Source organism: Micromonospora sp. NBC_00617, from assembly GCF_045161355.1.
Lineage (GTDB): Bacteria > Actinomycetota > Actinomycetes > Mycobacteriales > Micromonosporaceae > Micromonospora.
In genome coordinates this window covers 221,340-234,657 of the sequence record NZ_CP107751.1, presented here as the reverse complement: position 1 = coordinate 234,657, position 13,318 = coordinate 221,340, and the positions used below count along the sequence as shown (strand labels likewise).

The 13,318-nt window shown below is 73.3% G+C and carries 13 protein-coding genes and 1 riboswitch; of the genes, 9 read left to right on the top strand and 4 right to left on the bottom strand.

Annotated features, from left to right (window positions below):
* The first annotated feature begins 61 nt into the window (after window positions 1-61).
* The 4 genes from OG505_RS01140 (at window position 62) to fabF (ending at window position 3,513) form a co-directional block, all read left to right on the top strand.
* Window positions 62-1,018: an ACP S-malonyltransferase gene (locus OG505_RS01140; protein WP_405430331.1), complete on the top strand. Its 957-nt coding sequence runs from the start codon at window positions 62-64 to the stop codon at window positions 1,016-1,018.
* Window positions 1,015-1,959, top strand: coding sequence for a beta-ketoacyl-ACP synthase III (locus OG505_RS01135; RefSeq protein WP_405430330.1), 945 nt, complete (start codon window positions 1,015-1,017; stop codon window positions 1,957-1,959). The genes OG505_RS01140 and OG505_RS01135 overlap by 4 nt, the downstream gene beginning before the upstream one ends.
* Before the next feature lie 85 nt (window positions 1,960-2,044).
* Complete coding sequence (locus OG505_RS01130; RefSeq protein ID WP_007463517.1) at window positions 2,045-2,284, top strand: acyl carrier protein; 240 nt, start codon at window positions 2,045-2,047, stop codon at window positions 2,282-2,284.
* 2 nt (window positions 2,285-2,286) lie between these two features.
* A complete protein-coding gene (fabF, locus tag OG505_RS01125; protein ID WP_405430327.1) occupies window positions 2,287-3,513 on the top strand; it encodes a beta-ketoacyl-ACP synthase II in 1,227 nt (408 codons plus the stop codon).
* 103 nt (window positions 3,514-3,616) lie between these two features.
* On the opposite strand, the gene OG505_RS01120 is transcribed toward fabF, so the two are convergent.
* The 3 genes from OG505_RS01120 to OG505_RS01110 form a co-directional block, all read right to left on the bottom strand.
* On the bottom strand, window positions 3,617-3,835 hold the full coding sequence (locus tag OG505_RS01120; RefSeq protein WP_405430325.1) for a hypothetical protein: 219 nt from the start codon (window positions 3,833-3,835) through the stop codon (window positions 3,617-3,619).
* Between the two features lie 67 nt (window positions 3,836-3,902).
* Window positions 3,903-5,627: a glycoside hydrolase family 3 protein gene (locus tag OG505_RS01115; RefSeq protein ID WP_405430324.1), complete on the bottom strand. Its 1,725-nt coding sequence runs from the start codon at window positions 5,625-5,627 to the stop codon at window positions 3,903-3,905.
* A 92-nt stretch (window positions 5,628-5,719) separates the two neighbouring features.
* On the bottom strand, window positions 5,720-6,211 hold the full coding sequence (locus OG505_RS01110) for a DUF3145 domain-containing protein (protein ID WP_007463525.1): 492 nt from the start codon (window positions 6,209-6,211) through the stop codon (window positions 5,720-5,722).
* 310 nt (window positions 6,212-6,521) lie between these two features.
* Here OG505_RS01110 and OG505_RS01105 point away from each other — a divergent pair, with 310 nt between their 5' ends.
* Window positions 6,522-6,851: a hypothetical protein gene (locus OG505_RS01105; RefSeq protein ID WP_007463527.1), complete on the top strand. Its 330-nt coding sequence runs from the start codon at window positions 6,522-6,524 to the stop codon at window positions 6,849-6,851.
* Window positions 6,852-6,921: 70 nt separating this feature from the next.
* Here OG505_RS01105 and OG505_RS01100 read toward each other — a convergent pair whose 3' ends face one another.
* Complete coding sequence (locus tag OG505_RS01100) at window positions 6,922-7,542, bottom strand: carbonic anhydrase (RefSeq protein ID WP_405430322.1); 621 nt, start codon at window positions 7,540-7,542, stop codon at window positions 6,922-6,924.
* A gap of 148 nt (window positions 7,543-7,690) precedes the next feature.
* Here OG505_RS01100 and OG505_RS01095 point away from each other — a divergent pair, with 148 nt between their 5' ends.
* The 4 genes from OG505_RS01095 to OG505_RS01080 all read left to right on the top strand — a co-directional run bounded on the left by OG505_RS01095 (window position 7,691) and on the right by OG505_RS01080 (window position 13,231).
* Complete coding sequence (locus tag OG505_RS01095) at window positions 7,691-8,635, top strand: alpha/beta fold hydrolase (protein ID WP_405434321.1); 945 nt, start codon at window positions 7,691-7,693, stop codon at window positions 8,633-8,635.
* Between the two features lie 107 nt (window positions 8,636-8,742).
* Complete coding sequence (locus OG505_RS01090; RefSeq protein WP_405430321.1) at window positions 8,743-10,860, top strand: HelD family protein; 2,118 nt, start codon at window positions 8,743-8,745, stop codon at window positions 10,858-10,860.
* Window positions 10,861-10,967: 107 nt separating this feature from the next.
* Entirely contained in the window at window positions 10,968-11,885 is a 918-nt protein-coding gene (locus OG505_RS01085) for a cation diffusion facilitator family transporter (RefSeq protein ID WP_405430319.1), read from the top strand.
* A gap of 141 nt (window positions 11,886-12,026) precedes the next feature.
* Window positions 12,027-12,158: riboswitch (cyclic di-AMP (ydaO/yuaA leader) on the top strand.
* A gap of 5 nt (window positions 12,159-12,163) precedes the next feature.
* Entirely contained in the window at window positions 12,164-13,231 is a 1,068-nt protein-coding gene (locus OG505_RS01080; RefSeq protein WP_405430318.1) for a coiled-coil domain-containing protein, read from the top strand.
* Window positions 13,232-13,318: the final 87 nt, after the last annotated feature.

The following is a 13,318-nucleotide window of genomic DNA, read 5'->3' as shown; positions in this document are numbered from 1 at the left end:
TAGTGTGGTTTGGTGGGCCTCGGCACAGCGCTACCCACGCGTATCCGGGAGAGTCATAGGCGTGCTCGCCGTACTTAGTCCCGGCCAGGGTTCCCAGAAACCCGGCTTCCTGACCCCCTGGCTCGACCTGACCGGCACCGAGGCGCGGCTGCGCTGGTGGTCGGCGCTGGCCGGGGTGGACCTGGTGCATCTCGGCACCGCCGCCGACGCCGAGGAAATCAAGGACACCGCCCGCACTCAGCCGCTGCTGGTCGCGGCGGCGCTGCTCGCCGCCGAGCACCTACCGCTGGACGCCGTGACGCTCACCGCCGGCCACAGCGTCGGCGAGCTGGGCGCCGCGGCGGTGGCCGGGGTGCTCTCGGCCGAAACCGCGGTCACCCTCGCCGGCATCCGGGGTCGGGAGATGGCCGCCGCGTGCGCGCTGGAGCCGACCGGGATGGCGGCCGTGCTCGGCGGCGACCCGGACGAGGTGCTCGCCGCGATCGCCGCGCACGGGCTGCACCCGGCCAACCGCAACGGCGCCGGCCAGATCGTCGCCGCCGGCGCGCTGGACGGGCTGGACAAGTTCGCCGCCGACGCGCCGGCGAAGACCCGCGTCATCCGACTCCAGGTCGCCGGCGCGTTCCACACGCCGTACATGGCCCCGGCCGAGACCGCGCTGGCCGCGGTCGCCGCCGGGATCGCCCCCGCCGATCCGGCCCGGATCCTGTTGTCGAACCTCGACGGCACCGCTGTCACCGACGGGTCCGAGCTGGTGCACCGGCTGGTCCGCCAGGTCACCGCCCCGGTGCGCTGGGACCTGTGCATGCGCACGCTGGCCGAGCGCGGGGTGACCGGCGTGATCGAGCTGCCTCCCGCCGGCACCCTCGCCGGTCTGGTCAAGCGGGAGCTCAAGGGCGAGGGCGCCCCGGAGATCGTCACCCTGAACACCCCGGACGATTTGCCGGCCGCACGGGACCTGATCGCCCGCCACGGCACGCCGGGCCAACCGCTCGCCCCCATCGGAGGACATTCATGACCGGCAGTCGCATCGTCTCGATGGGGCACTACCAGCCATCCCGGGTGGTGACCAACGACGACATCGCCCAACTCGTGGACACCAACGACGAGTGGATCCGCGACCGGGTGGGCATCGCGACCCGGCGGATCGCCGACAACGAGACGGTGGCCGACATGGCCGCCGCAGCCGCCGGCAAGGCGCTGGCCAACTCCGGGCTCAGCGCCGCCGACATCGACCTGGTCGTGGTCGCCACCTGCTCCTCCATCGACCGGAGCCCGAACGTGGCCTGCCGGGTCGCCGCCAAGCTGGGCATCGCGGCGCCGGGCGCGTTCGACGTCAACACCGCCTGCTCGGGCTTCGCGTACGCCCTGGGGACCGTGGATCACGCCGTCCGGGCCGGAGCGTCGCGCAACGCGATCGTCATCGGCGCCGAGAAGCTGTCCGACTTCACCGACTGGACCGACCGCTCCACCTGCATCATCTTCGGTGACGGCGCGGGCGCCGCGGTGGTCACCGCCACGGCCGAGGACGAGCCGGCCGGCATCGGCCCGGTCGTCTGGGGCTCCGTGCCGGAGAAGAGCGACGCGGTCCGCATCGAGGGCTGGCGCCCGTACATCCAGCAGGAGGGGCAGGCGGTGTTCCGCTGGGCCACCACCGCGCTCGCGCCGCTCGCGCTACAGGCGTGCGAGCGGGCCGGGGTCGACCCGTCGGAGCTGGCCGCCTTCGTGCCGCACCAGGCCAACGCCCGGATCATCGACGGCATCGCCAAGCGGCTCAACATCCCCAACGCGATCATCGCGAAGGACATCGTCGAGTCCGGCAACACCTCGGCGGCGAGCGTGCCGCTGGCCCTGTCGAAGCTGGTCGAGCGTCGGGAGGTGCCTTCGGGCGCCCCGGTGCTGCTGTTCGGCTTCGGCGGTGGCCTGACCTACGCCGGTCAGGTCGTCCGCTGCCCCTGAAACCCCCTCGGGCGCGTACGCGTCGAGGAGCGGCGGTCGGCGACGCCGGCCGCCGGAGAACCCCCTATGAGAGGAACCAACCGCAATGACCCGTGACGAGATCACCACCGGCCTCGCCGAGATCCTCGAAGAGGTTGCCGGGGTGAACCCGGACGACGTGGCCGAGGGGAAGTCCTTCACCGACGACCTCGATGTCGACTCGCTCTCCATGGTGGAGGTCGTCGTGGCCGCCGAGGAGAAGTTCGGCGTCAAGATCCCGGACAACGAGGTGCAGAACCTCAAGACCGTCGGGGACGCCGTCAGCTTCATCGAGGCGCAGTCCTGATCATGAGTCGTCCTGACGTCGTCGTCACCGGGCTCGGCGCGACGACCCCGCTTGGCGGGGACGTCGCGTCGACCTGGGACGCCATGCTCGCCGGCCGCTCCGGGGTGAGTGCCCTCACCCAGGAGTGGGCCGCGCAACTGCCGGTCCGGATCGCCGCCCAGCTGGCCGTGGAGCCGTCCGAGGTGCTGGACCGGGTCCGACTGCGCCGGCTCGACCGCTCCGAGGCGATCGCGATCATCGCGGCGCAGCAGGCCTGGGCGGACGCCGGCCTCGCCGACTCCGGTATCGACTCCGAGCGGCTGGCCGTGAGCGTCGGTTCCGGCATCGGCGGCGCCACCACTCTGCTCGCCCAGGACGACATCCTGGAGGCGTCCGGGCCGCGGCGGGTTTCCCCGCACACGATCCCGATGCTGATGCCGAACGGTCCGGCCGCCTGGGTCGGGTTGGAGCTGGGCGCCAAGGCCGGCGTGCACACGGTGGCCAGCGCCTGCGCCACCGGCGCCGAGGCGATCGCCCTCGGTCTGGACATCATTCGCGCCGGCCGGGCCGACGTGGTGGTGGCCGGCGGCACCGAGGCGGTCATCCACCCGCTGCCGATCGCCGGCTTCAGCTCGATGCGGGCCATGTCGACCCGCAACGACGACCCGGAGCGGGCCTCCCGCCCGTGGGACCAGGGCCGCGACGGCTTCGTCCTCGGTGAGGGCGCGGGCATCGTGGTGCTGGAGCGTGCCGACCACGCCGCAGCCCGCGGCGCTCGGGTTTACGCGCGCCTCGCCGGCGCCGGCATCACCTCCGACGCGTACGACATCGTGCAGCCGCACGCCGAAGGTGAGGGCGCCATCCGGGCCATCGCCCGGGCGATCGCGGACGCGGACATCGCCAAGCAGGACATCGTGCACGTCAACGCGCACGCCACGTCGACCCCGGTCGGCGACATGCTGGAGATCGGCGCGCTGCACAAGGCGCTCGGCGACCACCCGGTGCTGACCGCGACGAAGTCGATGACCGGTCACCTGCTCGGTGCGGCCGGCGCGCTGGAGTCGATCGCCACGATCCTGGCCATCCGCGACGGCGTCGTCCCTCCGACGATCAACCTCGACGACCCGGAGCCGGGCCTCAGCCTGGAGGTCGCCGCGCACAAGGCACGCCACCTGGAGATCCCCGCCGCGCTGAACAACGCGTTCGGCTTCGGCGGCCACAACGTGGCGCTCGTCTTCGCGCGGCCGTGAGACAGCGGCCGTGAGACAGCGGCCGTGAGACAGCGGCCGTGAGACAGCGGCCGATCTGTGGTTTCACCGAAGGGCCCCCTCGCGAGGGGGCCCTTCGGCACGTTCAGCCCCGGTTGCGGGGATGCTGCTTGGCGGTGCGTTCGTTGCCGTGGCGGTAGTTGCCGGTCCAGCGGGCCATCACCAGTTGCGGGTCGTCGTCGACCTCGGCGAGGAACTCCGCCGCCCGGGCGCCGCGCAGCGTGCCCGCCACCCGGCCGTGATGCGTGATCACCACCGTGCCGTCGGCACGCCTGTCGTACCGGAAGCCCTGTGCGGTTGCCATGCGACGAGGGTGCCAGGTCGACGCCGTCTCCGGCGACGCGATTTCCGGCCTGCGGGTCCCTGCGGAATCACGCGCCGCAGGTGGTGGCGGGCAGGCCGGGCACCGCGACCGGGGACCGACCACCCGGGCGGGCCTTGCCGGCCAGCACGGCGGCCAGGGCGGTCATCGACGCCCGACTGGAGGAGTACGTCGCCAGCAGCGTCGGCGACGTGGCCTTGGCCAGCACGTACGGGGTGTCCATGGCGACAGTGACCGCCGCGTCGGCACGCAGGTCCGTCTCCCCGTCCCCGTAGCCGACCAGGTGCACCACGGTCCCGCCGCTCGGCTTCACGGTCACGCCGGCCTTGGTCAACGCGGTGGTGAGCGCCGCCCGGGTGCCGTCGCGGCCGTCGGAGGAGGTGACGGTCACGGGCCCGCGCACCGCTTTGCCGCAGGCGCCCCGCAGCACGGTGACCGCACCGGCGGCCAACGCGTCCGCCGCCGCCCGGTGCGCCGGGGTGTTCAGCGTGGACATCGGTTCGATGGGGGCCGACGCCAGCCGGAACTTCATGGTCAGCACCCGGGTGACCGCGTCGACCAGCCGGGCGCGGGGCAGCGAGCCTCCGCGCAGGGCGGCGAGCAGCCCGTCGTACGCCTGGCCGACGTTCGGGGTCATGAGGATCAGGTCGTTGCCGGCGTTCAGCGCCCGGACGGCGGCCTCGCCGGGCGCCCAGCGCTTCGCCGGCGGCATGTTCATCCCGTCGGTGATCACCACGCCCTGGAAGCCGAGCTGGCCGCGCAGCACGTCGGTGAGCAGCTTGTGGGAGAAGGTCGCCGGGGTGCCCGGGTCGATGGCCTGCGCGTCCAGGTGGCCGGACATCACGGCCATCGCGCCGGCCTCGAACCCGGCGGTGAACGGTGGCCACGCGCCGCTCTGCAACGCCGCCGCGGACTGGGTGAGCACGGGCAGGTCCTGGTGCGAGTCGTCAGCGCTGTGGCCGTGCCCCGGGAAGTGCTTCAGGGTGGCCGCGACGCCGCTGGCCTGCAGGCCCCGGACCGCGCCGCCGACCTGCGCGGCGGCCTGCTTGGGATCGGCCCCGTACGACCGCGAGCCGATCACCGTGCTGCGGGTGGCCAGCACGTCGGCCACCGGGGCGAAGTCGATGTTGATGCCCAGCGCGGCGAGTTCGGCGCCGGCGGCCCGCCAGGCGGCCTCGGTCAGCTTCGGGTCGCCGGCCGCACCGGCGGCGAGCGCGCTGGGCAGGATGGTGACCCCGTCGGTGACCCGGGTGACGACGCCGTACTCCTGGTCGGTGCCGATCAAAAAGGGCGCCGGGCCGGCGGCCAGCCGTCCGGCGGCGTCCCGCAGCCCGGTGGTCAGCTCGTGGACCTGCTTGGGGTTGTCGACGTTGGTGGTCTCCTGGTTGCCCTTGGTCGGGTCGTCGGCGCTGAAACCGACCAGGATCAGCCCGCCGAGCCGGTACTTGGCGATCATCTCGGCGGGGGTGTCGACACCGGCGAGGGCCTGATTGCCGGCCGCGGAGCCGGTCGAGACCGTCGTGGCCGAGTCGCCGTACGCGTACGGCATCAGCACCTGCCCGACCAGGTCCTCGTCGGAGAGCGTCGCGACGAGGGCGGCGGCCCGCGCGGCCGGGTCGTCGGCCGGGGTCGCGGTGGGAGCGCTCGGAGCCGCCGAGGCGCCGGTCGGACCGGGCGTCGGGTCGGGCCGGTCCGGGGCGCCGGAGCAGCCGGAGACGAGCAGGGCGGTCAGGGCGGCGACGGCGACACCGGCGTGTCGTGGGCGAATCGGCACCCGCCCATCCCACCAGCTTCTCCCTTATCGGGGCAACTTGACCTTACCGGTCGCAGCGCCCGGAGTGGCTGGCCAGCAGGCGGTGGCGGAGGTCAGCCAACCCGGGTGAGCAACGTCACCGGCGCCCCGTCGCCGGCGTACCGGTAGGGCTCCAGGTCAGCGTCCCAGGCGGTGCCGAGCGCCTTGTCGAGGGCGTGCGACAGCGCCTCCGGGGCCCGGGCGGAGGCCATCAGCGCCCGCAGCCGGTCCTCGCCGAGTTGGATGTCGCCGGCCGCCCCGACAGTGGCCCGGAAAAGGCCACGGGCGGGCACGTACATGAAGCGCTCACCGTCGGCGCCGGGACTCGGCTCCTCGGTGACCTCGAAACGAATCATGGGCCACTGCCGGAGGGCAGCAGCCAGCTCGGCGCCCGTCCCCGGACGGCCGGTCCACCCGCACTCGGCCCGGCGGGCGCCGGGATCGACGGGCTGGGCCGTCCACTGCAGGTTGACCGGCGCGGCTAGGACGCGCGCGATCGCCCACTCGACGTGCGAGCACACGGCGAGCGGGGTCGAGTGGACGTATACGACGCCACGCGTTGGCACGGTGACCTCCCGGAGAGCGAGGTGCGTCTTCCCCTACGACCTCGTCCACCGGAGTGGTTGCTGTGCAACACATGATTACTCCTGTGACGGATGGTGCGCCAGGGAATCGGAAAAAACGCCTGCCGGAATAGCCGGACGGGTGGTCTCCGTTGCCGCTCAGGACACCGCGACGACCAGCCTGATGTCGTGGTCCTGTACAGTTCCATCGGCGGCTTCTGCCGCGTTACATCTTCGCGGGCCGGCCCCAGTGTCACCCGCACACAGCCCCCGGACGTCCAGTCCTCCCGTACGTCTTGCAAGGAGTACCTCCGTGGCGAGCAACACCTCTAAGACCGCGCGCGCGTCCGTCCGGGCCGGCCAGGCTGGCCAGGGTGGCGCCCTCAGCGTGCTGGGCGAGTTCAAGTACCTCATCCCGCTCAACGGCGGCAAGCACGCCTACGTGCGCAACCTGACCAACGGCAAGACCGCGCACCTGCGCACCGACTCCGACGCCTTCGTCGAGGAGATCCGGGTGCTGGCCGCCGCCGGCCACGCCGCCAAGATCCGGGCGGAGATCAACAACCTGGCTGCCGTTCACCCGAACGACGGCTGGGAGGCCACCGAGAAGCGCCTGGTCGCGGCCGGCGTCTTCGAGGGCTGAGCCCTCCCCCGCCACAGCACCAGCAAACCGCCCGCCGGGAGTTCCCGGCGGGCGGTTTCGCGTCCGGCGTTCAGGTCGGGTCGAGCAGGGCGACCTCGCCGGTGCTCAGGTCGTAGAGGCCACCCACCACCGCCACGCGACCGGCCGCGACCGGGCCGGCCAGCAGGTCGTCCGCTCGCAGCGCGTGGACCGTACGCCGGACGTGCCGGCGGATCGCCAGGGGATGCGCCGCCGGATCGTCGAGGCCGGCCTCGGTGATCGCCGGGGCGATCTCGTCGACCAGGTGGGCGAGCGAGCCGCCGGGCCGTTCCCCTGATCGCAGCGCGTCCACCGCCGCTCCCACCGCCCCGCACCGCTCGTGTCCGAGCACCAGCACCAGCGGCACGCCGAGCTGACTGACCACGTACTCGATGGAGCCGCGCACCGCGCGGTCGAGCACGTGCCCACCGGTACGGATCACGCAGATCGCGCCGAAGGTCTGGTCGAAGATCGCCTCCAGCGGCACCCGCGAGTCGATGCAGCCGAGCACCACCGCGTACGGCTGCTGGTCCCCGGAGGCGGCCGCCGCGGCGGTGACGTCGTGACCGTGCACGGGTTGGCCGCTGACGAACCGCCGGTTGCCGGCGAGCAGCTCGGCGAGCGCGGCGCGGGGCGTACCGCCGGCCTGCCGCCCCTGTCCCGCCGCCTCCATGCCGTTCAGCTTGGCTCGGCGGCGACGGCCACGGGCGGGGTCGGGAATGTTCGCCCGGCGCGATTGGCCTGGTGTTCCGGCGGGTAGCCGGTGTTACCGCCGGGTATCGGAGGAGCTGGTGATGCCTGGGCGGCCCGCGGAGGTGGCGATGGCGGAACGGTTCGAGGTCGGTACGCCCGACGGCGTACGGCTGCACGTGGAGGTCACGGGGCCCGCGGACGCTCCCGTCACGGCCGTCCTGCTGCACGGCTGGACGCTGGACGGGCGCAGCTGGCACCGGCAGGTGGACGCGCTCACCGCCGCGGCCGGCGACGCGGTGCGGGTGGTCGCCTACGACGCGCGCGGCCACGGCCGGTCCAGCTGCATGGCGTTGCCCACGGCCACCCTGGCCCAGCTCGGCGACGATCTGGCCGCCGTCCTCGACGCGGTCACGCCGGCCGGTCGGGTGGTCCTGGTCGGGCACTCGATGGGCGGAATGACGATCATGGAGTACGCGCACCGCCACCCCGACCATTTCGCCGCCCGTACGGCCGGCCTGGTCTTCGTCTCCACCACCGCCGAGGGGCACACGCACACCGTCTACGGGCTCTCGCCGCGCATCGCCCGGCTGATCCGGCTCGCCGAGACGACGGGCGCCGGTGTCCTGGCCCGGTGCGGCTCGTGGCGCGCGCCCCGGGCGCTGCTGAACGCGTTGCAACCGAGCATCCGGTGGATGCTCTTCGGCGACCGCTGCGATCCCTCCGACATCCGGCTGGTGACCTCGGCGGTGGCCCGCGCCTCGCTGCGCTCGATCGGCGGCTTCCGCGCCTCGATCGGCGCCCAGCACCGGCTGGACACCCTCACCGCGCTGGCCCACCTGCCGGCCGCCGCCCTGGTCGGTGACCGGGACCGGCTGACCCCACCGCCGTGCGCCGAGTCGATCGCCGCCGCCCTGCCGGCCACCGAGCTGACCGTCTGTCCGGGTGCCGGACACATGCTGATGATGGAACGCCCGGACGAGGTGAACGCCGCGCTGACCGGCGTACTGCGTCGGGTGCTCGCCGCGCCGGCGCGTGACGGGCACGACGCGAGCGCGACCGGGACGGGTCGCTGAGCACGTTCGCGCACCTCGGGCGCGAAGCGCCGGGCCCGGGGCCGTACCCTTCTGCGGTTGGCCCGCGCGGTTCGCGCCGCTTGCCGGCGACATCGAAGGAGCGTGCGTTGACCGACCAGACCGCCCTGGAGCAGGAGATCGCCGTCGAACAACGGCACCTCGACCGGGTGTACGCCCGACTGGCCGAGCTGCGCCAGTCAGCGGTTCGGGCCGAACGCGACGGCTACCGGATGGCGCGGGTCGGCACGTTCGGCGCGCTGGTCGAACGCGACGCGATGGTCTTTCACGCCGCGCAGCGGCGGCACACCCTCGACGCCGAGCACGAGGGGCTGGTCTTCGGCCGTCTGGACCTGCGCGACCGGCAGGTGCTGCACGTCGGGCGGCTCGGCATCCGCGACGAGGACGCCACCACGCTGGTCGTCGACTGGCGCGCGCCGGCCGCGTCCGCGTTCTACCAGGCCACCCCGGCGCAGCCGCTGGGCGTGGTGCGTCGGCGCACCATCTCCTCCCGCGCCGAGCGGGTCACCCGCATCGAGGATGACCTGCTGGACCCGGCCGCCGCGCCGGACGGGATGACGGTGGTCGGTGACGGCGCGTTGCTGGCCACCCTGTCCCGGGCCACCGGTCGGGGCATGCGCGACATCGTGGCGACGATCCAGCGGGAGCAGGACGAGGCCATCCGGTCGCCCGGTTCCGGGGTGACGATCGTCGCGGGCGGCCCGGGCACCGGCAAGACGGCTGTCGCCCTGCACCGGGCGGCCTTCCTGCTCTACTCCGACCGCAGCCGGTACGCCGGCGGGGGCATCCTGGTGGTCGGGCCGTCCACCGTCTTCGTCGAGTACATCGCCTCGGTGCTGCCCTCGCTCGGTGAGGACACGGCCACCCTGCACTCGCTGGGCACCCTCTTTCCGGGGATGACCGCCACCCGCACCGACCCGCCCGAGGTGGCGGCGGTGAAGGGCTCGCTGCGGATGCGCCGGGTGCTGGAGCGCGCGGCCCGCGACGCGGTGCCGGGCGGGCCGGGTGAACTGCGGCTGCTCTACCGAGGGACGCTGCTGCGGCTGGACCGGGCCGAGCTGGACCGGATCCGGGACCGCGCGCTGCACCGTGGCGCCCGGCGCAACGAGGCACGCCGGGCCGGCTTCGACGGTGTGTTCGCCGCGCTCTGGGCGCAGGCCCGTGCGGTGGGCATCACCCGGCTGCCGGAGCAGCGGGCCTTCGAGGGCGAGATCGCCGAGCGGCCGGAGTTCCGGGAGTTCCTCAAGGCGTGGTGGCCGCGCCTGCACCCCCGACACGTGCTCGGCTGGCTGGCTCGCCCGGATCGGCTGCGTCGGTACGCCGGCGGGATCCTCTCCGGCGCGGAGATCAGGCTGCTCACGACCGCTTACCAGAGCCTGGACACCGCGGGTCTGACCATCGCCGACGTGGCGCTGCTGGACGAGTTGGACGCGCTGCTCGGCAAGCCGATGCAGCCGGCGCGGGCCCGCCGCGACCCGTTCCAGCTCGCCGGGGGCGTGCGCGAGCTGAGCACCGCCAGCGACCGGCAGCGGGCCGCCCGCGCGGCGGCCCGGGAGCGTCCCGAGGACTACCGGGAGTACGCGCATGTGGTGGTGGACGAGGCGCAGGACGTCTCGCCGATGCAGTGGCGGATGGTCGGACGGCGTGGCCGCCTGGCCTCCTGGACCGTCGTGGGCGACCCGGCGCAGACCGCGTGGACCGGCGATCCCGAGGAGCTGACCCGCGCCCGGGACCAGGCGCTGGGCCGGCGCAAGCGACACGATTTCACGCTCACCACCAACTACCGCAACTCGGCGGAGATCTTCGCGGTGGCGGCGGCGGAGATCCGGCGGCTCTACCCGGACCTGTCGTTGCCGACCGCCGTCCGCTCCACCGGGATCGACCCCGTCGAGCTGGTGGTGCCGCCCGCCGGGTTGGAGACCGCGGTCGTGGGGGCGGCCACCGGCCTGCTGGCCGAGGTGGACGGCACGGTCGGGGTGATCACGCCGGTCACCCGCCGCGACGAGGTCGCCGGTTGGCTCGGCTCACTCGGCGCGGCGCGGCTGCAGGTGGTGACCAGCCTGGAGGCGAAGGGCATGGAGTACGACGGGGTGGTGCTGGTCGCCCCGAGCGAGATCCGTGCCGATCCGGGTTCCGGCGTACGCACGCTCTACGTGGCGCTCTCGCGGGCCACCCAGCGGCTCACCACCATCGACCCGACCGGCTGACCCGCGGGTTGCGGTGTCGACGGGTGGATCCCGCCCGTACAGTTGCATACATAGCGATGTGAACATACATTTGACCGGGTCCCGGGTGGCGACGGAGGGTGGATCTCGTGGGAGCAGGTCATGACCACCACCACGGGTCGGTCGCCAACGCCGCCCACCAGCACCGGGGCCGGCTCTGGGCCGCGTTCGGGCTGCTCGCCACCCTGATGGTGGTCGAGGGCGTGGCCGCCTTCCACACCGGCTCGCTCGCCCTGCTCTCTGACGCCGGGCACATGTTCACCGACGTGCTGGGCATCGGGATGGCGCTCGCCGCGATCACCGCCACCCGGCGGGCCACCGGCGACCCGCAGCGCACCTTCGGGCTCTACCGCCTTGAGGTGCTCGCCGCCCTGGCCAACGCCGTCCTGCTCTCCGGCGTGGCGGTCTACGTGCTGATCGAGGCGATCGGCCGGTTCGGCGACCCCCACGAGGTGCTGACCGGCCCGATGCTCGCGGTGGCCGTCCTCGGCCTGCTCGCGAACGTGGTCGCGTTCGCGCTGCTGCGCGCCGGCGCCCGGGAGAGCATCAACCTCCAGGGCGCCTACCTGGAGGTGCTCGGCGACCTGCTCGGCTCGCTCGGCGTAATCGGCGCGGCGCTGCTCATCGCGGTCACCGAGTGGTGGTGGGCCGACCCCTTGGTCGCGGTCGCCATCGGCGTGTTCATCCTGCCGCGCACCTGGCGGCTGGGGCGCGCGGCCGTCCGCATCCTGGTGCAGGCCGCGCCGGAACACCTCCAGGTCACCGCCGTGCACGACCGACTGGCCGCGGTGCCCGGCGTGGTCGAGGTGCACGACCTGCACGTCTGGACGCTCACCTCGGGCATGGAGGTGGCCTCCGCGCACCTGATCATGGCACCCGGCGGGGAGGTCGGCGCGGTGCTCACCGCAGCGCGTACCGCCCTGCGGGAGGACTTCCGCATCGAGCATGCCACGCTGCAGATCGAGCCCGCCGCCGCCCCGGGCGCCTGCGGGTCGATCGAGTGGTGATCGCTTATCTGACCAAAAGACCGGTTCGCCGTCATTCCCGGTGGTGACGCAGACACCTTCCGTCACATCGACTGCACACGTCCCACCTGCCCCGGTAGGCTCGTCCCCGGCCACCACCCGGCGGCGCCCTCCCGGCGCCGGTGGCGGCCGCCGCCTAATCACCCGAGAGGGCGAACCGGGGAACCATGTTCCTGGGGTGCATCCGCGCCAGCGGTAGGGATCTTCCGTCCCGAACCCGTCAGCTAACCCGGTCGGCGGCTGACGGAAGGACATGCGTAGTGGCACCAGCACGACCACCCGCCGCCCGACTCGCGGCACTGATCGTCATGATGGTCACCCTCGGCGTCGCGCTCCCGGTGGGCGCCGCCACCGCCGCTCCCCCCGGCGGCCTGCGGGCCGCCGCGGCGCCCGACGGCGACGAGGAGGGCGGCACCCCCGCGCTGCGGGCCCAACTGGAGGCCGCCAGCAAGGGCTACCTGGACGCGAAGCGCGCCCTGGACACCTCCGTCCAGCGACAGCAGCAACTCGCGGCCAAGCTGAAGACCACCGAGGCCGAGATGATTGTGCGCAACGGCAAGGTCGGCGAGATCGCCGGCGTGGCGTACCGCACCGGCCGGCTCAGCACCGTCTCGGCGCTGCTCAACACCAACACCCCCGAGGGCTTCATGGACCGGGCGGCCGCGCTGGACGTGGTGGCCGCCAACGAGGACCGGGTGCTGCGCGACCTGCACGCCACCCGGGACGAGGCCAACCGCACCCGCATCGCCCTGGACGGCGAGATCCGCGAGCAGCGCAAGCAGGTCGAGGTGATGGCCAAGCGCAAGGAGCAGGCCGAACGGGCCCTGACGGTCGCCACCAGCAAGCCGCGCACCACCGCCGCCGACACCAGCTCCAACCGGGGCACCTCCACCGCCAACGCCCAGCCCGCGCCGCGCAACTCCGACGGCTCCTGGCCATCCGAGTCGTGCAGCATCAACGACCCCACCCCGGCCAGCGGCTGCATCACCCCCCGCACCCTGCACGCCCTCAACCAGGCAAAGGCCGCCGGCTTCACCCGGTACGTCTCCTGTCACCGCTCGGGCGGCTCCGGCGAACACCCGAAGGGTCGGGCCTGCGACTTCGCCGCGCAGAAGGGCGGCTTCGGCGGGGACGCCACCGGCGGCGACAAGACGTACGGCAACAACCTGGCCGCCTACTTCATCCGCAACTCCGACCGGCTCGCCGTGCTCTACGTGATCTGGTACCGGCAGATCTGGCTACCCAGCAGCGGGTGGAAGTCGTACAGCGGGGGGAACGGCGACCCCTCCAGCGATCACACCAACCACGTACACCTGTCGGTGTACTGACCCCACCGGTGGCCGGCGCACCTCGACAGGGTGCGCCGGCCCCGGGTACGTCAGCGGACGTACCCGGGACGTCGCCGGCGGTCGGAC